Below are 21,831 nucleotides of genomic sequence, written 5' to 3' on the forward strand. Positions count from 1 at the left end.
TCCCTACGGCAGGGTGTCCAGGTGCGGGCCCACGGTCCCGGCGAAGCCGCCGCCGTTGGTGACGTCCCAGTTGATGGACCACGTCATCGCCCCGCGGATGTCGGGGTAGGTGCGGGACGGCTTGAACGTGCCGCAACCGGTGCCCTTGGCAAGGCAGTCGAGCGCGTTGTTGACGACCGACGGCGCCACGACGCCGCCGCCCGCCGCGCCCGGCCCGGCCGGAAGTCCGAGCGAGACCTGGTCGGGGCGCAGCCCGTTCTCCAGCTGGATGCAGGCCAGCGCGGTGATGAAGTCGACCGTTCCCTGCCCGTACACCTTCTGGTCGCAGCCGAGCATCGCGCCCGAGTTGTAGTACTGCATGTGGACGACGGTGAGGATGTCCTTGATCTTCAGCGCGAGCTGGAAGTACGACCCGCCGGTCGACTGCATGTCGATCGTCTGCGGCGCCATCGTGATGATCAGGTCGGCGCCGGCCTTGGCGCGCAGCGCCCGCAGGGCCTGCTCCATGTAGGTCGGGTCGAGGCCGTTCTCCAGATCGATGTCGACCCCGTCGAACCCGTACCGCGTCATGAGCCCGGCGACCGAGTCGGCGAAGAGCTGCGCCGAGGCGCCGTCGGCGACCCGGATCGCGCCCTTCTCGCCGCCCACCGACAGGATGACCTTCCTGCCCTTGGAGTGCAGGCCGGCGATGTCGGCCCTGAGCTGCGCGTCGGTGTACCCGCCGAGGGCGGTGGACAGTTCGGGGTCGACCCGGAACGAGACCTCGCCGGACCGGGCGGTGGCCTCGCCGAACGACACGGCGACCAGGTCGTACTGGTCGGGGACCTGGGAGAGCCTGAGCTCCTGCGCCGGGTTGACGAAGTTGTGCCAGTAGCCGGTCAGGAAGTGCTTGGGCAGCGGGCCGGTCGCGCATCCGCTGGTCGTCCCGGTGACGGCCGCGCTGGCGGGCGACTCGCCCTTGTCGTCGTAGGCCTTGACCGTGTAGCCGTGCGTGGAGCACGCGGCGAGGCCGCCGATCACGGCGGTGGTGCCGCTGACGGTCGCCTTCAGGTCGGAGCCCTCGTAGACGCGGTACCCGGCGGGCGTCCCGCTGCCGGCCTGCCAGGCCAGCGTCAGCGAGGTGTCGGTCCGCGCGGTGACGGCGGGCGTGCCGGGGGCGCCGAGCCAGCCCGGGGGATCGGTCGTCCCGCCGCCCTCGCAGGGCTTCCCGTTGAACGTGCAGTTCTGCGGGCTTCCGGGACCGTTCCCCAGGAACCCGAACGTCACCGACCCGCCGGGCGGGACGACGGCGTTGTAGTCGCGGTTCTGGAACGTGCTGTGCCGGCCGTCCTTGGTGAGGAGCGCGTCCCAGTAGGACCCGACGGACGTCCCCGAGGGCAGGTCGAACTCGACCCGCCATCCGTTGATCGCCGTGTCGGTGCCGTTGGTGAGCGTGAAACGTCCCTCCCACCCGGAGCCCCAGTCGGAGGGCTTGCTGAAGGTGGCGGTGGCGGCGCCCGGAGCGGCGGCGCGGGCGCCGGGCGCGATGGTGAGGACGAGGAGCAGGGCGGCGAGGGCGCTGAGAGCAGAGCGGGGGCGCAAGGGCTCACTCCATCGGTGCGGAAAGGCTGGCGGATTCCCCCGAACCCCGAGATCGTTCACATATTGGATAGGAAGGTTTCCTATCTATTTAGGGTCAAGGTAGCCAGTGCCCGCGACGCGGGCAAGACCCTTGCGGGAGTGCTGGACCGTGGCGGGGGGACCACCCCAGCTCGCGTACCGAACCAGCTCCGGCGATCTTCGAAATCGGCAACTCTCGCCGGAACGGGCGGCGATCGACGGCGAACATCGCCAGGTGGCCGGCCGCCGCCGCCGATCTACGCTCGGGAATCCGTCCTCCTGGCAGGGGTAAAGAATCGATACACCCCTGAACATGGTTCATTCAATATCTTGACTGATTCCAGATAACGGGGCAGGCTGGGGGCGTGGCCAGCTCCTTGGACTTCCACCAGATGCTGCGTGCGGCCGCCCTGCGCGCGACCCGCCCGCGGCTGGCGGTGCTGAGCGCCGTCCACGCGCACCCGCACACCGACACCGAGTCGGTCATCGGCGCCGTGCGCGAGGAGCTTCCGAAGGTGTCCCACCAGGCCGTCTACGACTCGCTGCGCGCGCTGACGGCGGCGGGCCTGCTGCGGCGCATCCAGCCGTCCGGTTCCGTGGCCCGCTACGAGTCGCGGATCGGAGACAACCACCACCACGTCGTGTGCCGCTCGTGCGGAGCCATCGCCGACGTCGACTGCGCCGTGGGGGAGGCCCCCTGCCTGACGGCGTCCGACGACCGCGGCTACCTGATCGACGAGGCCGAGGTCGTCTACTGGGGCCTGTGCCCCGACTGCTCGACCGCCGAGAGTTCCTGATTCACCCACGGTCGCCCTGGAAGGAATCACATGTCTGAGAACAACGAAGCCGCCGCAGGCGGTTGCCCGGTCGCCCACGAGCGCGCCGCCCACCCGACCCAGGGTGGCGGCAACAACCGCTGGTGGCCGGAACGCCTCAACCTGAAGCTGCTCGCCAAGAACCCGCCCATGACGAACCCGCTGGGTGAGGACTTCAACTACGCCGAGGCGTTCGAGAGCCTCGACCTCCCCGCCGTGAAGCAGGACATCGCGCGCGTGCTCACGGACTCGCAGGACTGGTGGCCCGCCGACTTCGGCAACTACGGGCCGCTGATCATCCGCATGGCGTGGCACAGCGCGGGCACCTACCGCGTCAGCGACGGCCGCGGCGGCGCCGGCGCGGGCCAGCAGCGCTTCGCGCCGCTCAACAGCTGGCCGGACAACGCGAGCCTCGACAAGGCCCGCCGCGTGCTCTGGCCGGTCAAGAAGAAGTACGGCCGCAAGATCTCGTGGGCCGACCTGATGATCCTGGCCGGCAACGTCGCCCTGGAGACGATGGGCCTGAAGACCTTCGGCTTCGCCGGCGGACGCCGGGACGCCTGGGAGGCCGAGGAGGACGTCTTCTGGGGCCCCGAGACCGCCTGGCTCGACGACGAGCGCTACAGCGGCGAGCGCGAGCTGGAGAAGCCCCTGGCCGCGGTGCAGATGGGCCTCATCTACGTCAACCCGGAGGGCCCGAACGGCAACCCGGACCCGGTCGCCGCGGCGCGCGACATCCGCGAGACGTTCGCCCGCATGGCGATGAACGACGAGGAGACCGTCGCGCTGATCGCCGGCGGCCACACCTTCGGCAAGACGCACGGCGCGGCCCCGGCCGACAGCATCGGCGTCGAGCCCGAGGCCGCCCCGCTGGAGGACATGGGCCTCGGCTGGAAGGGCACGCACGGCACCGGCAAGGGCCGCGACTCCTACACCAGCGGCCTGGAGGTCACCTGGACGCCGACCCCGACCAAGTGGGACAACACCTTCTTCGAGGTCCTCTTCGGCTACGAGTGGGAGCTGACCAAGAGCCCCGCCGGGGCGAACCAGTGGCGGCCGAAGAACGGCGCGGGGGCCGACACCGTCCCCGACCCCGAGGACGGCACGCTGAACCGCCAGCCGATGATGCTGACGACCGACCTCTCGCTGCGCTTCGACCCGATCTACGAGCCGATCTCGCGGCGCTTCATGGAGAACCCGGACGAGTTCGCCGACGCGTTCGCCCGCGCGTGGTTCAAGCTGACCCACCGCGACATGGGCCCGGTCACGCGCTACCTCGGCCCGGAGATCCCGTCCGAGACGCTGATCTGGCAGGACCCGGTCCCGGCGGTGGACCACGAGCTCGTCGGCGCCGAGGACGTGGCGGAGCTCAAGCGCAGGCTGCTGGACTCCGGGCTGTCGGTCTCGCAGCTCGTCACCACCGCGTGGGCGTCGGCCGCCTCGTTCCGGGGCACCGACAAGCGCGGCGGCGCCAACGGCGCCCGCATCCGGCTGGAGCCGCAGCGCAGCTGGGAGGTCAACAACCCCGACGAGCTGCGGCAGGTGCTGCGCACGCTGGAGCAGGTCCAGGAGGCGTTCAACGCCGAGCAGACCGGCGGCAAGCGCGTCTCCATCGCCGACCTGATCGTGCTCGGCGGGTGCGCCGGGGTCGAGCAGGCCGCCAAGGCCGCCGGGTACGACGTCGAGGTGCCCTTCACTCCGGGCCGCACCGACGCCTCCCAGGAGGAGACCGACGTCGAGTCCTTCGAGGTGATGGAGCCGACGCACGACGGCTTCCGCAACTTCCTCCAGAAGGGCAACATCCTGCCGGGCGAGTTCCTCCTGATCGACAGGGCGAACCTGCTCACGCTGACGGCGCCCGAGATGACCGTCCTCGTCGGCGGCCTGCGCGCCATCGGGGCCACCTACGACGGGTCGTCGCTCGGCGTCCTCACCGACACCCCGGGGTCGCTGACCAACGACTTCTTCGTCAACCTGCTCGACATGGGCACGGTGTGGAAGGCGACGGGCGAGGACTCCGCGACCTCCGAGACGTTCGAGGGCCGCGACGCCTCGGGCGAGCTCAAGTGGACCGGGAGCCGCGCCGACCTCGTCTTCGGCGCGAACTCCGAGCTGCGCGCCGTCGCGGAGGTCTACGCGAGCGACGACGCGGGCGAGAAGTTCGTCCAGGACTTCGTCGCCGCGTGGGACAAGGTCATGAACCTGGACCGGTACGACCTCACCTGATCGGGAACGTCCGGGACGTCCGGGCCGGCCGCCGCGGCGTCCGGCCCGGACGCCTTTCGGACCGTTCGCGAGGACGCGGGACGCGGGGGGGGGGGGGGGCGGGCTCCGGGTGCGGCCGGGTCAGCCGGCGTCCGTCCGGCACGCCGGGCACAGGCCCCAGAACGTGACGTCGGCCTCGTCGACCAGGTATCCGGCGTCGTCCACCGGGTCGAGGCAGGGCGGGTGCCCCACGGCGCAGTCGACGTCCCTGATCGCGCCGCAGGCGCGGCACACCAGGTGGTGGTGGTTGTCGCCGACGCGCCCCTCGAACCGGGCCGGGCTCCCGGCCGGTTCGATCCGCCGGACCAGCCCCGCCGCGGTGAGCGCGTGGAGCGCCTCGTACACCGCCTGCAAGGAGATGTGGCCCACGCGGTCGCGCACGCCCTCGGCCAGAGCCTCGACGCCGAGGTGGTCGCCCGCCCGGACGGTGTCCAGCAGGGCCACGCGGGCGGCCGTCACCCGCAGGCCGGCACCGCGCAGATCCTCGGCGGTGGACGGGGTCTGGGACGCGGTCATGGCGCCGAACCTTCCCTCACAAACGCGATTCACTTAAGTCAACAAATGAGGCAAGTCTAGCCGGGCGGCCGCGACGCGGGCGCGGCCGGAAGCGGGCACGGCCCGCGCCCCGAGCCGGGACGCGGGCCGCCGGGGGGCCGGTCAGAAACCGGCGGTGATCTTGGTGAACTCCCAGGGCTGCTGGTCGGTGCCGCTGCAGTTCTCGGCCACGCCGCCGCCCGGGCAGGGCCGGTCCCGGTTGACCGACCAGAACGCCAGCCTGGCCAGGCCCTTGGACTTCGCCCAGTCGCGGATCTTCGTCCAGGTCGCGGTCGAGGTCGGCTCCTGCTGGTCGGACAGGCCGTTCATGCCGGAGATCCCCATGTGCGAGTAGGCGGTGGCGTCCGACCAGCCGAACGCCGACTTCAGCTCCGCCTTGAGCCCCTCGGACGCGTTGACGGTGCTGCCGTACATGTCCGCGCCGCCGCCGAAGTCGAAAGGCATGATCGTGAACACGTCCACGTCCGCCTGCAGCGCCGCGGCCTGGCCGATGAGCCGCTTGCCCCAGTAGTTCGGCCCGGTGGTGGTCGTGCCGAACGTCAGGATTGTCTGCAGGCCGGGGTTGTTGCGCTTGAGGATCTTCAGGGCGCCGAGGATGCGGTCCTGGACCGCTGCGTTCTCGAACTCGTCGCTGTTCTCGATGTCGATGTCGACGGCCTTGAGCCCGTGGGCGTCGATGACCTTCTGGTACGCGCCGGCCAGCGCCTCGGGCGTGGAGCAGTTCGGGCCGAGCTTGTTGCCCGACCAGCCGCCGACGGACGGCAGCACGTCGCCGCCGGCCGCGCGGATCTGCGCGATCGCCTGCTCGTCCACGCCGCCCTTGAGCGGGCGCTGCCCGTCCCATCCGGGGTTGCAGCCGCCGCTGGAGAGGATGAACGCCATCGTGAACCACTTGATCCCGGTGGCGCTCATGACGGTGGACGGGCTCGGCGGGTCGCCCCAGCCCATGTACAGGTAGGGCGCGGCGCGCCGGCTCGCGGGCGGCGGCTCCGTGCAGCCGGTCGTGGCGGCCGTGACCGGGCCGCTCGCCGCGGACTCGCCCGCGGTGTTGTACGCCTTCACCGTGTAGGTGTGCTCCGAGCAGGCGGTCAGCCCGCCGACGGTGGCGCCGGTCCCGGTGGCGGTGGCCTTGACGGCGGTGCCCTCGTAGACGCGGTAGCCGGTGACGGGGCCGGAGGAGGCAGACCACGACAGCGTCAGCGAGGTGTCGGTCCTGGCCGTCACGGTCGGCGCGCCGGGCGCGGAGGGCGTGCCGGGCGGAGGCGTGCCGCCGCCCGTGCAGGAGGCGCCGTTGACGGTGCAGTTCTGCGGCGTCCCGGCCCCGTTGACGATGAAGCCGAACGAGACGCTCGCCCCGGCGGCCACGCTGCCGTTGTACTCGCGGTCGGCGAACGCGGCGTGCTGCCCGGACGTGGTGAGGAGCGCGTCCCAGTAGGTCCCGACGGAAGAGCCGGACGGCAGGTCGAACTCGACCTTCCAGCCGCTGACGGCGGAGGCGGTCTCGTTCTTGATCGTGTACCTGGCCTCGTACCCCGAGCCCCAGTCGGAGGCCTTGGTGAAGGTCGCCGTCACCGAGGCGGCGGCGCCGGCCTGGACGGGGACGAGCAGGGCGAGGGCGAGGGAGCAGAGGGCGGTGAGCAGGAAACCGGGGAGAAGCCTTCTTCTTCGCAATGTCACTCCCGGGAAGGAGACGTGGACGAGCGGGAATCCCCCGAGCCCCGAGTCGGTCGTGCGGTGATCTGATAGGAAACTTTCCTATAAAACCCGACTGCACCGTAACCATCGGTCCGCCGCTCCGCAAGCCCCAGGAACGCGCCGTCCGGCAAATCCCATGGAGAATGTCAGAAGTCACTGGCATGATCGTCCGCGTCTCAGAACAGGACAGGACGGTACGTCGATGCCTCCCAGAATCGTTTCCGGCGCCGTCGCGCTGGGCCTGGCCGCCGGTGTGCTCACCGCCGCCGGCGCCACCACCGCGGAAGCCGAGTCGCTGCAGTTCCACATCAAGGTGCCGAAGCACCTCTCCGTATCAAAGGGGGAATACAACAAGGCCTGCGCCATGGACGTCTGGGTGTGGGGCACCGAAGGCTCCACGGTCGCCTACTCCAAGGCCTACCTGATCGACCCCAACGGGCGGACCCCCTCGGCCGTGGTCTACAAGCGCGTCCTGCCCGGATATCAGGTCGGCTGGGGCGTCGGTTGCCCCAGCCAGGTGGAGGACCTCGGGAAATGGCGCGTCCGGGTCATCGCCTACAACAGGAGCGGCAAGGCCCTGGGAAGCCGTGAGGACTACTGGTACGAGAAGTACGACACGAAGATCCAGAGTTACAACGCGGCGCCGGAGCCCGTGCGCAAGGGCCGCCCGATCACCGTTTCCGGCCGGCTGAAGCGGCTCGCCGACAACACCCTCGGCTACACCTCGTACCCGGGCAAGACGATCCGCGTCTACTTCCGTCCCAAGGGCTCCGCGTCCTGGGCCTACATGGGGTCGACGAAGACCGCCCGCGACGGCGGCTTCCGCAAGGCGTTCACGGCCAAGCGGGACGGCTACTGGCGCGCCTACTTCCCCGGCACGAGCAACTTCGACCGCCAGAAGTCCCTGGACGACTTCGTCGACGTCCGCTGACCCGGCTCCAAAGCGCGAACGCCCCGCCCGTACGGCGGGGCGTTCCGCGTACCGGGCCTCAGAAGCAGCGGTCGGCGGTGACGAGTTCGGCGCGCATGTTCGACTCCATCATGCGCAGCGCGGCGTCGCCGAGGTCCGCGTCGATGTGCGCGACCGCGTCCTCGACCACCCTGAGCCGGAAGTGCCGGACGTAGGCGTCCAGGGCGCTGTAGAGGATGCACTGCTCGGTGACCTGGCCGGTGAGCACGACCTGCTCCACCTTCTCGCGGGACAGCAGGTACTCCAGCGCGGTGCCGTAGAAGGCGCTGTGCCTGACCTTGGACATGAACCCGCAGCCGGGCTCCGGGACGATGGGCTCGATCAGGTCGGGCCGCCGCCCCTTCAACGCGCGGTCGATGAGGTCCTTCCGGTCGGCCGAGAAGTCGCCGTAGTTGTCGTTGACGTACAGGACGCGCACGTCGTCCCGGCGTCTGGCCTTCTCCAGCAGCCCCTGCAGGGGGTCCACCACCTCCTGCACGCTCTCGATCAACGCGTCCGCGTCCTCGTGCTCGTACGGGTTCAGCATGTCGATGACGACCAGTGCGCTCGTGCTCACGGCCGTGCCCTGCCCGGTCAGGGTGGCCGCAATCATCACCTCTTCCGCGCGTCCGCCCGCCCTTCGACCACGAAAAAGGCGGCGCGGGGATGTCACAGACCCGTATGGACGGGTCGTCTTCAGGGGAGGAGCACATAAGGGAAGGAACAAGAGCATGCGAGTTTTCGTCACGGGGGCCACCGGGGCACTGGGACGCCACCTCGTCCCCGGACTGCTCGCCGCGGGCCACGAGGTCACCGCCACCACCAGGACGCCCGTCAAGGCGGCGGCCCTGCGCGGGACGGGCGCGGAGGCGGTCGTCCTGGACGGACTGGACCGCGACGCCGTGGTCGCGGCGGTGCGGGCCGCGGCGCCGGACGTGATCGTCCACCAGATGACGGCGCTGGCGGACATGGGGAGCCTGCGCAAGGTCGACCGGGAGTTCGCCGCGACCAACGAGCTCCGGACCCGGGGCACCGACAACCTGCTGGAGGCCGCGGAGGCCGCGGGCGTCCGCAGGGTCGTCGCGCAGGGCCACAACTTCCTGTACGCGCACTCCGGCGGCCCGGTGAAGAGCGAGGACGACGAGGTCGAGACGCGGCCCGTCCCGTCCGCCGCGCGGACGGTGGCGGCGATCAAGTACGTGGACGAGACCGTGCGGCTCAGGTCGCCGGAGGGGATCGTGCTACGGTACGGCACCTTCTACGGGCCCGGCGCCTCGGACTCCATGGTGGAGATGGTGCGGAAGCGTCAGATGCCGGTGGTCGGCGGTGGCGAGGGGGTCTGGTCGTTCATCGACACCGCCGACGCCGCGTCCGCGACGCTCGCGGCGATCGAGGGCGGCGCGCCGGGGGCCTACAACATCGCCGACGACGACCCGGCGCCGGTCGCGGAGTGGCTGCCCTACCTCGCCGAGGTGGCGGGCGCGAAGCCGCCGATGCGGGTGCCGGCCTGGCTCGGGCGAGTGCTCGCCGGCGAGTTCATCGTGTCCAAGATGACCAGCGCGCGGGGCGTCTCGAACGAGAAGGCGAAGAAGGAGCTCGGCTGGGAGCCGCGCTACCCGAGCTGGCGGGAGGGGTTCCGCGCCGCGGTCGGCGCGTAGCCGCGGGGCCGGTCGCGCCCGGGATCAGCCGCGGATGTAGCCGATGATGAGGTCGGCGAGCTCGTCCACCATCCGCTCGTGCGGGATGGGCGGCCGGTCCAGGACGTACTTGATCGACAGCAGCCCCACGGTCTCGGTGATGACCCACAGCGTGGCGTCGATGTCGAGGTCCTCCCGGAACTCCGCGCGGTTGAGCAGGAGGTAGACGCGGACCAGGTCGGTCAGCCGCCGCTGGAGGGCCGCGAGCTTGTCGAACGGGCCGAGCCGCGGCACCTGCTCGACGACGATGCGCAGGAGGTCGGCGTTCTCCTCGAACAGCCGGATCTGGACGTCCAGGAGCGCGCGCCCGGCCTCCTGCCACGGCAGCCGCATCGTGGCCTCGATCTCCGCGCCGAGCCGGTCGGCGAGGCGGTCCGCGAAGCGGTCCAGGACGGCGATGACGATCGCGTCCTTGTTGGGGAAGTACTGGTACAGCGACCCGTTGCCGACGCCTGCGGCCTTGGCGATGCGGTTGGTGGAGGCGCCGTCGTACCCGCGCTCGGACAGAACGCGAGTGGCGGCCTCCAGGATCCGCTCGACCGTGCGGCGCGAACGGTCCTGGGAGGGGGTCCTGCGGGGTGAGAGCCCAGGTGAGCGCGCCACCGGCCGATCCCTCCGAAACGCGACTTGTAAGCGACTGCTTATTCGCGTTTAGCTTACCGGAGCCGCCCCGCCGGCGGCCGGGTCGTCCGCCGGCGGCAGGAGTCGCTTCGTCAGGAGGTCGCGGCATGACGGTGACCGATGGGACGCCCGTGAACCCGCCGGCCGAGCGGGAGCGCCCCGGCGAGCCGACGCCGTTCGGGCCCGGTTCGCTTCTGTGGGAGCAGATGGGGCTCTACACCTCGGCGATCGCGGGCAACAGCGTGTTCATCCTCCAGGTGATGCACCCGGCGATCGGGACCGTGGTCGACCGGCTGTCGAGCTTCCGCACCGACCCCCTCGGCCGTGCCGCGCGCAGCTTCGCCTCGGTGCAGACCTGGGTCTACGGCGGGCGCACCGCCATCGAGGAGGGCAAGCGGCTCCGCGAGATGCACAAGCCGCTCAGCGCCGTCGACGAGGAAGGGCGGCGCCACCACGCGCTGTCGGCCGAGCCGTGGGCGTGGGTGCACCTCACCGGCTTCTACGCCGCCGTCACCGCCGCCGAGTACTTCGCCGCCGCCCCCTTGACCCCGGACGAGGAACAGCAGATCTTTGAGGAGTTCCTCCAACTGGGCAGGATCCTCCGGGTGCCCGAGCGGATGCTGCCCGAGAGCATCCCCGACTACTGGGCCTACTTCGACGACATGGTGGCCAACACTCTCGTCCCCCACAAGGTCGCACACGAGGTGCTCGCGCAGATGGACCAGGTGCCGCCGAACGTGCCGGGGCCGCTGCGTCCGGCGGTCGCCCCGCTGAGCACGGCCGTCGGGCGGCTCGGACGACTGATCACGGTCGGTACCCTCCCGGCGCCGGCGCGCGAGAAGCTCGGCCTGCGGTGGACCGCGGCGGACGAGCGCAGGCTGCGCCTGGCCGGGCAGATCATCGGGCGTGGCACGCCGCTGCTGCCCGAGCGGGTCCGCTACATGCCGATTGCCTACCGCGCCCGGCAGGCGGCCCGCGCCGAGGAGCGGCTGGAGCGCGCCCTGGCGCGCCGGCCCATGTGAAGCACCGCAGGAGGTCGATCACCATGCCCGCCGAAGACCCGCTCGCGGCGATGGCCGCCGCCGCCCCCGCGAAGACCGCGGTCGTCGAGGACGAGCGCCGCCTGACCTACGCCGAGTTCAACGCGCTGGTGAACCGGTACGCCAACCTGCTGGTCGAGCACGGCGTCCGGGCCGGCACGAAGGTCGTGTGGTGCGGCCGCAACAGCACCGAGGTCGTCGTGCTGATCTCGGCCCTGCGCAAGTGCGGGGCCGTCGGCGTCCCGCTGAACTACCGCCTCACCCCGGAGGAGACGTCCTACGTCGTCGAGAACGCCGACGCCGCGCTGGTCGTGTTCGACGCGGAGCAGGCGCCCCAGCTGGAAGCGGCGCACGACCGCGCGACCGGCGTCCGCGCCTGGCTCGCGTGGGGCTCCGAACCACCAGGCTGGGCCTCCTCGCTCGACGCCCTGGCCGAGCGGAGCCCGGACACCGAGCCCGTCGCCCGCGGCGCCGACCCGGCGGCCGGCACCTCGATGTTCTACACGTCCGGGACGACCGGCAAGCCCAAAGGCGTCGTGCGCGGTGAGCCCGACCCGGCCCTGGTGCTCGGGCTGGTCGGCGAGATCGGCTTCGAGCCCGGCGACGTCTACCTCACGACCGGCCCGCTCTACCACTCGGGCCCGATGAGCTTCATGCTCATCGTCCAGCTCATGGGCGGGACCGTGGTCGTGATGCGCGACTTCGACCCCGAACTCTGGCTGGACCTCGTCGAGCGGTACCGGGTGACCACCACTTTCTCCGCGCCGACCCCGATCCGCCGGGTGGTGGACCTGCCGGAGGAGACGATCCGCCGCCGGGACCTCTCCTCGCTGCGCCGCATGATCGCCAATGCCGCCCCGTGGCCCTTCGAGCTCAAGCGCCGGTACGTCGACAGGATCGGCGAGGACTCCCTGTTCGAGGTGTACGGGTCCACGGAGCTGGGCGTGGACACCGTGCTCCGCCCCGAGGACCAGATGCGCAAGCCCGGCAGCTGCGGCCGCGCCGCCCCCGGCGTCGAGATCGCGCTCTTCGGCGAGGACGGCCGCCCCGTCGAGGAGCCGCACGTGCCCGGCGACCTCTACGTGCGCGGCGCCGGCACCTTCAACGCCTACTACAAGGCCGAGGGCAAGTTCCGGGACGCGAGCCTCGGGGACTGGCTGACCGTGGGCGACATCGCCTACCGCGACGAGGAGGGCTTCTACTACATCTGCGACCGCCGCACCGACATGATCATCTCGGGCGGCATGAACATCTACCCGGCCGAGATCGAGGCCGTCCTCACCGCCCACCCGGCGGTGGCCGACGCGGCCGTGTTCGGCGTCCCGTCCGACGAGTGGGGCGAGTCCGTCCACGCCGCCATCGTCCAGGCGGAGGACGGCACCGTCACCGACGACCAGCTCCGCGACTTCTGCCGGGAGCACCTGGCCGCCTACAAGACCCCCAGGGGCTTCGACCGGCTCGACGAGATCCCGCGCAACCCCTCGGGCAAGACCCTGAAACGCCAACTGCGCGCCCCCTACTGGGAGTCCCGTCCCTCCAACCTCACCTGACCCCGTCGCACGCCACGGCGACGACCGCTACGCCAGCGGCCGGACGCTGCGGAGGATCCTCTCGACCACGTCCTGGTCGGCGAACTTGATGCCCGGGCCGGTGAGGACGGAGAACGCGAACGGTCCGCCGTTGCGCCCGGGGACCCGCGATGCGGCCGTCAGGACGTGGACGCGGGCCCCGCCTCTGGCGGCGTTGCACTCGGTCGCGCCGGCCACCGACCGGACCGTGAACGAGTGGAGCTGGGCCTGGACGCCTCCCGCGAGGGCGAGGGTCCGGTGCGCGCCCGCGTCCAGGACCGGGGGCCTGCCCCGCACGCTGAACGCGCCCCGGGCCCATTGGCGCGCCTGCTTCTCGGCCTCCCGGGCCAGCGCGCCGGCCTGGCCCCGCGCGGCGCCGACGATCCCGCCCGTGCCACCGCGCACGCCGGCGAGGGCGAGGTAGCAGCCGTTCCCGTCCCCGTTCTCCTGCTTGATGTAGGCGATGCTCGCCGCCCCGATGATCGGCTGCTCCGCCGCGTCGAAGTACGCCATCTCGTAGCCGGGGGACCCCGCCGTCCAGGTGGACGGCACCTCGTAGGCCACCCCTCGCTCCTTCGACACGACCACCTGCCAGCCATCGTTCGTCGGGGTGGTCGCGGTGCCGCTCGGAGTGGACGGAATGCTGGAACGAGGCGGTGGGGACGGGTCCGAGCCGCCGTTGGAGGCGACCGCGAACGCGGTGCCCGCCACCGCGACCAGCGCCGCGGCCCCGACCGCCGCCGCTGCCTTGAGGCCTCTGCCCCCGGGGCGCCGCCCGCCGTCGGTCCGGGTCGCCTCGTCGGGCACGGAGACCCGCGTCACCGGCGCAGCCGTTCCCGTCCCCGTTCCAGGCGGCATCGGGGGCATCGGCGGCGGTCCTCCGGGCTCGGCGCCGACCGCGCGCAGCCGCCGCGCGACCGTCGCGGCGTCGGCCGGGCGGGCCTCCGGATCCTTGGCGAGCAGGTCGGCGACCAGCGCGCGCAGCTCCGCGGGCACCGAGCCGGGCAGGGGCGCGGGCACCGAGCCGGGCAGGGGCGCGGGCACGGCGTTCAGATGCTGGTACATCAGCTGCGCCATGCCGCCCCCGCCGGTGAACGGCGGCGCACCGGTCAGCAGCTCGTACAGGACGCAGCCCAGCGAGTACAGGTCGGTGCGCGGGCCGACCGCCCCGCCGAACTGCTCGGGCGCCATGTACCGGGGCGTGCCGATAGTGCCGCCGTCGACGGTCAGCCGGGTGGTGGTGTCGGCCAGCCACGCGATGCCGAAGTCGCAGATCTTCACGCGGCCGTCCGGCAGGACGAACAGGTTCGCCGGTTTGACGTCGCGGTGCACCACGCCGCGCGCGTGCGCGATGGCCAGCCCCTCGGCGACCTGCGCGGCCAGCGACACCGCCTGCGGAACCGGCAGGCCGCCGGGCGCGACGCCGAGGACGGTGCGCAGGTCGCGGCCCTCCAGCAGCTCCATCACCAGGTAGACCAGGTGCCCGCCGGGAACGCCGGGGTGGGGCTGCTCGCCGATGTCGAACACGACGGTGACGGCCGGATGCTGCAGCGTTCCCGCCGTCTCGGCCTCGCGCCGCAGCCGCGCCACCGCGGTCCCGTCCGTCCCCGCGTCCAGCGAAAGGATCTTCACGGCCACCGGGCGGCGCAGGCGCCGGTCGGATCCGCGCCAGACCTCGCCCGTGCCGCCGCGGCCGATGAGCGCCTCCAGGCGGTACCGGCCCCCCAGTTCCATCTCGGCCTGTCCGATGGGATGTGTCATCAAGATCAGCAGACTAGTCCCGCGCATCCCCAGGGGTGCGGGCTTCCGTGGAGATCGCCTCCACCGAGGGCTCCGGCGGTCTGCTGATCATCAGCGGCGATGCGGTCCGCCGCTGATCGGACGTTCCGTCCGCCGCTCCTGCCTAGGGGTGTGCGCGTTCGGTGCGGCGGTGGGGGGTCTTCGGCTCGGGCTCCGGAGGGCGGGCCCACGGCGATCGCTGGGGTGGCTGGTGATGGCGGGGTCGGCGCGCGACGGCGTTTCCTCCGAACGCGGAAGCCGCCCTCGGCGGGCGCTGGGTCAGGTACTCCTCCGGGGCGTCGTCCCTTAAGGACGGCGAGGCCGGGACGGTGCCGCGGTCGGCGGTCCGCGCCGAGGTGATCGTGAGCTCGTAGTGCGCCCACACCATGGCGGCGTTCTCCAGCCGGCGGGCCGCGGCGTCGACGAGGTAGACCTCGGACAGGGCGGTGACGATCAGCAGGACGGACGGGTCGCGGTCCAGGTCGGCCGCGGTGGGGCCGGAGGGCCAGACCGCCACGCGCAGGTGCCGGTCGCCGACGACGCGGAGTTCGCCCCAGTCCGGGACGCAGACCCGGGGCCGCCCGTCCGGGGCGCAAGTGATCATGATGACGGGGTGGTGACGGGCCGGCGCGCCGCTGAGCGCCTGGACGGCGGCTGGGAGCACCTCGGGGGAGAACGCCATCGGCATGTCCGCCTTACCTCGAAGGTCCTGTACGTCGAAGGTCCTGCCGGCCCGGGGGTCCGTGCCGGTCCCTGCTCGAAGGGTTCCCGCTCAGTCGATCATATGTTCGATTTTAGAGGCGGGCGAGCGGTATTTCCACGAGCGGGGACGCCTGGTTCATTCCCGCCCCCGACGGGTCGCCATGCGACAACCTGGCGTGCGGGAGACATGGATGGCGCGTCGAGGATGGGTCGGTTTCGACGGTATGCGCACGGTGAGCCGCCGACCGTGATGGTCTCGGCGGCTCACCGTGGGCTGTGCAGGACCGGGGACCAAAGGAGCGGTCCCCTCAGACCTCTGTCAGGAGACCTCCTCGGCCAGGGCCGGGGCGGGAGGCGCCTGCCGATGGGCGCGCCGGGCCAGCGCGTAGTACAGCCCGCCCGCGACCAGGCCGCCCGAGAGCCAGGAGAAGTCGGTGTGCCCCAGCGTCCGCGCGATCGGCCCCTGGAGTGCGGGCACCATGCCGAACTGCCACGCCCACGCCGCCACCAGCCCCAGGGCCAGGCTGACCAGGGCCCGGGCGTTCGCGCCGCCGTCCCGGTAGAGGGTGGCCACGTCGATCCGGCCGCGCCGCAGCACGAAGAAGTCCACCAGGACGATGGCCGCCCACGGGCTGATCCAGACCAGGATGGACGCCATCCAGTGGTCGAACGCCTGGGCGAAGCTACTGGCATGAAGGAAGACCGCCAGCACCGCGGACGCCACCGCCCCGGCCACCAGCGTCACCTTCCACCGGGCGACCCGGATGCCGACCGACAGCGCGGCGAGCGAGCACGAGTACAGGTTCAGGATGTTGGTCGCCACGGGACCGTGCATGATCAGCAGCAGCACGGGCACGGCCATCACGCCGAACGTGCCGGTCACCAGGCTGGACGGGTCGCCGCCGTCGCCCGCGCTCGCCAGGCACGCGCCGAGCGCGGCCAGCCACACGGTGGGGACGTACATCCCGAGTGCGGTGGACCAGAAGACCGACCGGTCCGAGGACCGCGGGCGGACGAAGCGGCTGTAGTCGGCGGAGTAGGGCAGCCAGCTGATGCCCCAGCCGATGCCGATGGCGGTGAGCAGCTGGGTCACGGCGGTGAACTTGTCGCCCGGCGTCGTGGCGGGCGCGGTCGTCCAGTGGAGGTCCGCCTGCCCCAGGGCCAGCCCGGTCATGACGACCATGACCAGCACCGTCGCCGGGACGGTGTACTTCTCGAACGTGCGGATCGCGTAGAAGCCGTAGAGGGCCAGGACGAGCTGGGCGGCCATGATGAGCCCGGCCACCAGGTAGCGGAGCCCGGTGCCGCCGTGCACCCCCATCTGGGCGAGGATCTCGATCACCAGGTCCAGCACCACCCAGGTGTTGACGCCGACCCATCCCATGGTCAGCAGCCCCTGCACCAGGCCGGGGACGATGGCGCCGCGCCGGCCGAACGGCCCGCGGCCGAGCACCATCTGGTTGACGCCGGTGCGGTGGCCGATGACGTTGAACAGCCCGAAGACCGCGCAGCCGACCAGGTTGCCGAGCGCGACGACCACCAGGGTCTCCAGCAGGCTGAGGCCGAGCGTGATGCCCAGCGCTCCGAGCACCCAGTTGATCGGTGCGATGTTGGCCCCGCACCAGATCCAGAACTGCTGCCACGGCGTGGAGTCGCGGGAGGAGGCCGGGATCGGCTCGATTCCGTGTTCGTCGAAGCGGACCGGTTCTTCCAAGCGAACCGGTTCGGCTGAAAGGCTCTGGTGTGCGGATTGGTTGCTGGACATGGTTCCTCCGTCCGTGACGTACAGCACACCAAAGCACCGCGCCGTCCCGTCCAGAAGTAGAGAAACCTCTAGCGTTGACCGCAATGGCTGGATAGGTTCACAGGGTGTTCACGCTGGCGTCCCTGCTGGAGGACGAGTCGCTCGGCCTCACCGTTCTGGTCCCGGGCCCTGAGGGGGCCCTTGAGGAACCGGTCGCCTGGGTCCACAACACCGAGCTGCCCGACCCCTCGGGCTACGTGCGGCGGCGCGAGCTGGTGCTGACCAACGGCCTGTGGGACGACCGGATCGAGGCCTCCGGGTTCGTCGCCAACGTCCAGCGGGCGCAGGCGGCGGGCATCGTGTTCGGCCTGCGTCCGGAGCGCCGCACCACGCCGGGGGAGCTGGTCACCGCCTGCCGCGCCGCGGGGGTGCCCCTGCTGGAGATCGCGGCGGACGTCCCGTTCACCGCGATCTCCGAGGCGGTCGCCACCCGCTACACCGAGGAGCGGCAGGGCGCGCTCGTCGGCATGGTGCGGCGCGGGGACGCGCTGGCCACGGCGATCTCCCGGGGCGCGGGCGCGTCGGGCGTGCTGCAGGTGCTGCGCCGCGACCACGAGCTCCCGCTCGCCGTCATCGACCGGATGGGCCGGCTGCTCGCCTCGGCCGGCGCCGACCTGGACGCCGCCCAGCTCCACACGGTCGCCACCGGCCTGACCCGCCGGCCGCCGCCGCTGGAGCTGGACCTCGGCCCCGCGGGACGGGCCGCGCTGTACCTGGTCGGGGCGGTCGGCGACGTCGACGCGGCGCTGATCTGCCTGCGTCCGGTGAGCGAGCTGACCCGCGCCGAGCAGGACGCGCTCGACCAGGCGGCGCGCTTCCTCAGCCTGGAGGTCGCCAAGCAGCAGGCCGTGCAGGCGATCGAGCTGCGGTTCGCCAGCGAGCTGCTGGAGATGGTGCTGTCGGGCGGCAGCCGCGACGCCGAGGTGCCCGGCCGGCTGCGCGCCTTCGGGGTGGACCCGGACGGGCCGCTCGCGGTGTGGACGACGGCGTTCGCGGGCCCGGAGGCCACCCTGCCCGGGCTGGCGGAGGTGGTCGGCGAGTTCTTCGCCGCCACCGGCGTCCCGGTGGTGGTGGCGGCCGGATCGCAGGACGTGGTGGCGGTCCTGTCGTGGCGGCACGGCGAGCGGGAGGCGGCGCCCCTCGCCGAGCGGCTCGCCGCCGCAGTGGGGGAGCGGTTCCCCGGCCGCCGAGCCGTCGTGGGGCTCGGCGGGACCGTCCGGGGGCCGGCGGCGCTGCGCGAACCGCTCATCAGGGCGCGCGAGGTCTGCCGGACCCTGCGGCGCGGCGGCGCCGGGCCCGCCGTCCGGACCTTCGCCGAGCTCGGCCCCCACCGGCTCCTGCTCGGGACGCAGAACGCCGCCGCCCTGCGGACGCTCGCCGACGGCGTGCTCGCCCCCATCCGCGAGCACGACGCCAGGCGGGGCGGCGAGCTTGAGGCCACGCTGCGCGCCTTCCTCGACCACGACGGGCACTGGCAGGCCACCGCCGCCGCCCTCCGGGTGCACGTCAACACGCTGCGGAACCGGCTCGCCAAGATCGCCGAGCTGACCGGCCGCGACACCTCCCGCACCGCCGACCGCGTCGACCTCTTCCTGGCACTCCAGGCCGCCGACATGGCCTGACCGGCGGGCGGGCGGTCAGCGCGGGTGGACGTCCGGGTCCACACGCGGCGGACGGTGGGGGCGCGGCCGGACGTCCGGATCGGCGAACGCCGCCTCCGCCACGTCCCGGCAGCGGGCGAACGCCACGTCGCCGCACTCCCGCGCGTACTCGATGAACTGGCGCAGGGCCAGCGCCCGGCCCGGGCGCCCGGACAGGAACGGGTGCACGCAGAGGTTGAACAGGCACCGGTACCGCCGCATGCCGTCCAGCTCCGCCTGCCACAGCTCCAGCACCTTGCGCGGCGACTCGATCACCGCGCCGACGTGCGGCTCCGGCAGGTAGGCGTACTGCTCCCAGTCGTCCAGCGACCAGTGCACCGGCAGCTCGACGATCTTGCCCGCCCCGGTCGGCACCCGGTACGGCCGGTCGTCGCCCATCAGGGACGAGTCGTAGCGCAGCCCGTGCTCGGCGACCAGTTCCGCCGTCGTCCAGGACGCCTCCCACAGCGCCGCCCGGTGCCCGGCGATCTCGATGCCCTGCCGGTCGAACACCTCCAGGGCGCGCTCGAAGTCCGCGCGCTCCTCTCGCGGGGACAGCGAGGTGGGCGGGCGGTGGGAGTAGGAGTGGTGCGCCACCTCGTGACCGCGCTCGACGACGGAGGCGGCCAGCCCCGGGCGCTGCTCGGCCACCCAGCCCGGCACGAAGAACGTCGCCGGGACCTCCATCTCATCCAGCAGGTCCAGGATGCGCGGCAGCCCCACGTCCGGTCCGTAGGCCTGGTGCGACATGGTGCTCGCGTGCGCGGCGTACCGGCCGCCCTGGGCGAGGACCGGCGTCTCGGCGTCCACGTCGAAGCCCAGCGCCACCACCGCGGCGGCCCCGCCGTGCCAGCCTCCGCTCATGCCCCCGCCCCTCTCGCCGTCTCCGCCCGCCGGGTCAGGCGTCCGCACGGGCCGCCAGCCGCCAGCGCCGGACGTTGTCCAGGGTGACCATCGGCGACAGCATCGCATGGTCGAAGCGCTCCGGCTCCCGGCCCTCGGCGAGGCGGCGCGGCAGGTCGGGGTGCACCAGGGCGCCCCTGGCGATCGACACCAGGTCGGCGTGCCCGTCCGCCAGGACCTGCGCCGACAGCTCCGGGTCGTGCATCCCGCCGTTGGCGATCACCGGCAGGCCGCTGACCCGGCGGGCCAGGCCCGTGACGGTGAGCCCCCGCTCCAGCTGCGCGGAGTCGAGCCAGTTCCGCCCCTCGCTCGCGACGTGCAGGTAGGTCGCGCCCGCCTCGGTCAGCGCGGCGAAGATCACCTCAGCGTCGTGGGCGCCGCCCGGCCACCGGTACCGGAAGTCGTTCACCTTGGTCTGGGACACCCGGACCCCGACGCACCAGTCCGGCCCCACCTCGGCGCGGATCGCCGCGACGACCTCCGCCATCAGGCGCACCCGGTCGGCCACCGTCCCGCCGTAGGAGTCCTCGCGCTGGTTGGTGTAGTCGGTGAGGAACTGGTCCAGCAGGTAGCCGTTGGCCCCGTGGACCTCCACACCGTCGAACCCGGCCTGCCTGGCGTTCACCGCCGCGGCGACGAAGCCGTCCACGGCCTCCTTGATGTCGGCCGGGCTCATCTCCTTCGGCGCCGGCCACGGCCCGTGCCCGCCGTACTCGGGCATCCTGACCCCCTGCGGCACGACCGCCGACGGCCCCGCGGTGTCGTCGCGGTAGGGGTTGCCCTGGGACAGCGCGCCCGCATGCATCAGCTGGGCCACGATGGAGCCCCCTGCCTCGTGCACGCCGGTGGTGACCTCGCGCCAGGCGGCCGTGTGGCGCTCCGACACCAGCCCCGGCTGGTTGAGGTAGCCCTGGCTGTAGGCGGCGTCGGTGTAGACGCCCTCGGTGATGATCAGCCCGAAGCCGCCGCGGGCGAACTCCGCGTAGTACTCCGCGATCTCGGGCGTGGGCGTGCCGTCCGGCGCGGCCGACACCCGTGTCATCGGCGCCACCGCCATCCGGTTGGACGTCCGCAGTCCGCCGACGAGTCCCGGCTCAAGCGCGGGGTGCGCGGTCGTGACGGTCATCTTCGCTCTCCTTCTCGTTCCTGCCGTGCACCCGTTCATCGCGTGCACTTGTTCAATGAGTGCGCGGACCGGCTCCGGGCCGGTCCGCCTCACAGGACGTCGATCGCCAGCGGGGTCGGTCCGTCGCCGTTGATGGGGTTCAGGTCCTGCGGGCACGCCGACACCACGACCACGCAGTCCATGAGCGCCTCGAAGGTGATCGCGTCCCCCGGCCGGCTCTCGGCCGCCAGCCACCGCAGCCGCCCGGACTCCTCCACCGGAATCCGCATGAACACGTTGACCGGCTGCGGGGTGACGGCGACGGCCGGTACCGTCCCGGCCGGCCCCAGCGCCGCCAGCGCCGATTCCAGGTTCCCCGCGCACGAGGCGTGCCCGGGCACCCCGAGGGCCTCGTACCGCGCCGGGTCGCAGGCGGCGATCAGCATGTCGTGCGTCCCCGGCGAGGTGTCGTCCACCAGCGCCAGGATCGGCCGCCGGCGGTCGGTGACGAACGACTCGCCCACCTGGGGGAAGAGCCGGCTCGTCACGCTCCGGGTGTGCGCGGCGCTCAGATGCTCGCGCGGATCGTCCGCGGCGAACGCGAACAGGTCGCCGACCTGCCCGCCCTCGACGTCCACCACCCGTACCCGCCGCCCGGCGCCCACCCGCACCGCCCGGCCTTCTCCGGCGGGCACCATCGTCCGTTCCGTCGTCACCATGCGGGCAAGCACACCATCGACCGGGCCGGGTTTTCTATGGAGCTACATCTAGTCCCAGACGGGGATATTGGATTTTCATCCATGGTGTGCGGCCTGAGCGGCCCGCGGCCCGCTCGGCGGCCGGAGAAGAGACGGGGCCCGCCCGCGCGGGCGAGGCGCGACCTGACGTTCACGCTCCGTCACTGCCGGAGGCCTGGCGGCGTCGAGTTACCGGCGAGTCGGGTCCGGGTGCGCGTTCTGCCCGTCCGGCGCCGCCCCTGTTCGGAGCCGATTCGGGCCGACCGTGGATGATCATGGCGAAAAGTCCGTTTCTCTCTGTTATGGGCGGTAGCCTTCCCGCAGGCACTCGCGTGCCGAAGAGGACCCGGCGGTCAG

18 protein-coding genes are annotated in these 21,831 nt (G+C 72.2%); 7 read left to right on the plus strand and 11 right to left on the minus strand.

Features of this window, described 5'->3' with window-relative positions:
- Window positions 1–3: 3 nt before the first annotated feature.
- Window positions 4–1,581 (minus strand): chitinase, encoded by a 1,578-nt coding sequence (locus K4S16_RS24205; RefSeq protein ID WP_149261330.1) that lies wholly within the window; start codon window positions 1,579–1,581, stop codon window positions 4–6.
- Window positions 1,582–1,991: 410 nt separating this feature from the next.
- On the opposite strand from K4S16_RS24205, the gene K4S16_RS24210 reads away from it, so the two are divergent.
- Both K4S16_RS24210 and katG read left to right on the plus strand, forming a co-directional pair.
- Complete coding sequence (locus K4S16_RS24210) at window positions 1,992–2,396, plus strand: Fur family transcriptional regulator (protein WP_200842112.1); 405 nt, start codon at window positions 1,992–1,994, stop codon at window positions 2,394–2,396.
- Window positions 2,397–2,426: 30 nt separating this feature from the next.
- Window positions 2,427–4,640: a catalase/peroxidase HPI gene (gene katG, locus K4S16_RS24215; RefSeq protein WP_149261332.1), complete on the plus strand. Its 2,214-nt coding sequence runs from the start codon at window positions 2,427–2,429 to the stop codon at window positions 4,638–4,640.
- 120 nt (window positions 4,641–4,760) lie between these two features.
- Here the strand turns inward: katG and K4S16_RS24220 are convergent, their stop codons facing one another.
- Window positions 4,761–5,195 carry a Fur family transcriptional regulator gene (locus K4S16_RS24220; protein ID WP_149261333.1) on the minus strand — a complete coding sequence of 145 codons (435 nt, stop codon included), beginning with the start codon at window positions 5,193–5,195 and terminating at the stop codon, window positions 4,761–4,763.
- Window positions 5,196–5,336: 141 nt separating this feature from the next.
- Window positions 5,337–6,905: a cellulose binding domain-containing protein gene (locus K4S16_RS24225; protein WP_235037041.1), complete on the minus strand. Its 1,569-nt coding sequence runs from the start codon at window positions 6,903–6,905 to the stop codon at window positions 5,337–5,339.
- 226 nt (window positions 6,906–7,131) lie between these two features.
- Here K4S16_RS24225 and K4S16_RS24230 point away from each other — a divergent pair, with 226 nt between their 5' ends.
- Entirely contained in the window at window positions 7,132–7,860 is a 729-nt protein-coding gene (locus tag K4S16_RS24230) for a hypothetical protein (RefSeq protein WP_149261334.1), read from the plus strand.
- 58 nt (window positions 7,861–7,918) lie between these two features.
- Here K4S16_RS24230 and K4S16_RS24235 read toward each other — a convergent pair whose 3' ends face one another.
- Complete coding sequence (locus K4S16_RS24235) at window positions 7,919–8,491, minus strand: cysteine hydrolase family protein (protein WP_235037042.1); 573 nt, start codon at window positions 8,489–8,491, stop codon at window positions 7,919–7,921.
- A gap of 118 nt (window positions 8,492–8,609) precedes the next feature.
- Here K4S16_RS24235 and K4S16_RS24240 point away from each other — a divergent pair, with 118 nt between their 5' ends.
- Window positions 8,610–9,536 (plus strand): NAD(P)-dependent oxidoreductase, encoded by a 927-nt coding sequence (locus tag K4S16_RS24240; protein ID WP_149261335.1) that lies wholly within the window; start codon window positions 8,610–8,612, stop codon window positions 9,534–9,536.
- Between the two features lie 24 nt (window positions 9,537–9,560).
- On the opposite strand, the gene K4S16_RS24245 is transcribed toward K4S16_RS24240, so the two are convergent.
- On the minus strand, window positions 9,561–10,178 hold the full coding sequence (locus K4S16_RS24245; RefSeq protein ID WP_160161016.1) for a TetR/AcrR family transcriptional regulator: 618 nt from the start codon (window positions 10,176–10,178) through the stop codon (window positions 9,561–9,563).
- A gap of 125 nt (window positions 10,179–10,303) precedes the next feature.
- Here K4S16_RS24245 and K4S16_RS24250 point away from each other — a divergent pair, with 125 nt between their 5' ends.
- Both K4S16_RS24250 and K4S16_RS24255 read left to right on the plus strand, forming a co-directional pair.
- Window positions 10,304–11,218, plus strand: coding sequence for an oxygenase MpaB family protein (locus K4S16_RS24250; protein ID WP_149261337.1), 915 nt, complete (start codon window positions 10,304–10,306; stop codon window positions 11,216–11,218).
- A gap of 23 nt (window positions 11,219–11,241) precedes the next feature.
- Window positions 11,242–12,786, plus strand: a complete 1,545-nt coding sequence (locus K4S16_RS24255; protein ID WP_149261338.1) for an AMP-binding protein — start codon at window positions 11,242–11,244, stop codon at window positions 12,784–12,786.
- 27 nt (window positions 12,787–12,813) lie between these two features.
- Here K4S16_RS24255 and K4S16_RS24260 read toward each other — a convergent pair whose 3' ends face one another.
- The 3 genes from K4S16_RS24260 to K4S16_RS24270 form a co-directional block, all read right to left on the minus strand.
- Window positions 12,814–14,565: a serine/threonine-protein kinase gene (locus tag K4S16_RS24260; RefSeq protein WP_200842080.1), complete on the minus strand. Its 1,752-nt coding sequence runs from the start codon at window positions 14,563–14,565 to the stop codon at window positions 12,814–12,816.
- Between the two features lie 142 nt (window positions 14,566–14,707).
- Window positions 14,708–15,271, minus strand: a complete 564-nt coding sequence (locus K4S16_RS24265) for a hypothetical protein (protein WP_149261339.1) — start codon at window positions 15,269–15,271, stop codon at window positions 14,708–14,710.
- A 333-nt stretch (window positions 15,272–15,604) separates the two neighbouring features.
- Window positions 15,605–17,050, minus strand: a complete 1,446-nt coding sequence (locus K4S16_RS24270) for a cytosine permease (protein ID WP_149261340.1) — start codon at window positions 17,048–17,050, stop codon at window positions 15,605–15,607.
- Window positions 17,051–17,154: 104 nt separating this feature from the next.
- Here K4S16_RS24270 and K4S16_RS24275 point away from each other — a divergent pair, with 104 nt between their 5' ends.
- Window positions 17,155–18,711: a PucR family transcriptional regulator gene (locus K4S16_RS24275; protein ID WP_149261341.1), complete on the plus strand. Its 1,557-nt coding sequence runs from the start codon at window positions 17,155–17,157 to the stop codon at window positions 18,709–18,711.
- A 15-nt stretch (window positions 18,712–18,726) separates the two neighbouring features.
- On the opposite strand, the gene K4S16_RS24280 is transcribed toward K4S16_RS24275, so the two are convergent.
- From K4S16_RS24280 to K4S16_RS24290, 3 genes are all read right to left on the minus strand, one after another.
- Complete coding sequence (locus K4S16_RS24280) at window positions 18,727–19,593, minus strand: polysaccharide deacetylase (protein ID WP_149261342.1); 867 nt, start codon at window positions 19,591–19,593, stop codon at window positions 18,727–18,729.
- A gap of 34 nt (window positions 19,594–19,627) precedes the next feature.
- Window positions 19,628–20,758 carry a tRNA-dihydrouridine synthase gene (locus K4S16_RS24285; protein WP_149261343.1) on the minus strand — a complete coding sequence of 377 codons (1,131 nt, stop codon included), beginning with the start codon at window positions 20,756–20,758 and terminating at the stop codon, window positions 19,628–19,630.
- 89 nt (window positions 20,759–20,847) lie between these two features.
- Window positions 20,848–21,456 (minus strand): DUF1989 domain-containing protein, encoded by a 609-nt coding sequence (locus tag K4S16_RS24290; RefSeq protein WP_149261344.1) that lies wholly within the window; start codon window positions 21,454–21,456, stop codon window positions 20,848–20,850.
- Between the last annotated feature and the right edge of the window lie 375 nt (window positions 21,457–21,831).

Source organism: Actinomadura sp. K4S16, assembly GCF_008327685.1.
GTDB lineage: Bacteria > Actinomycetota > Actinomycetes > Streptosporangiales > Streptosporangiaceae > Spirillospora.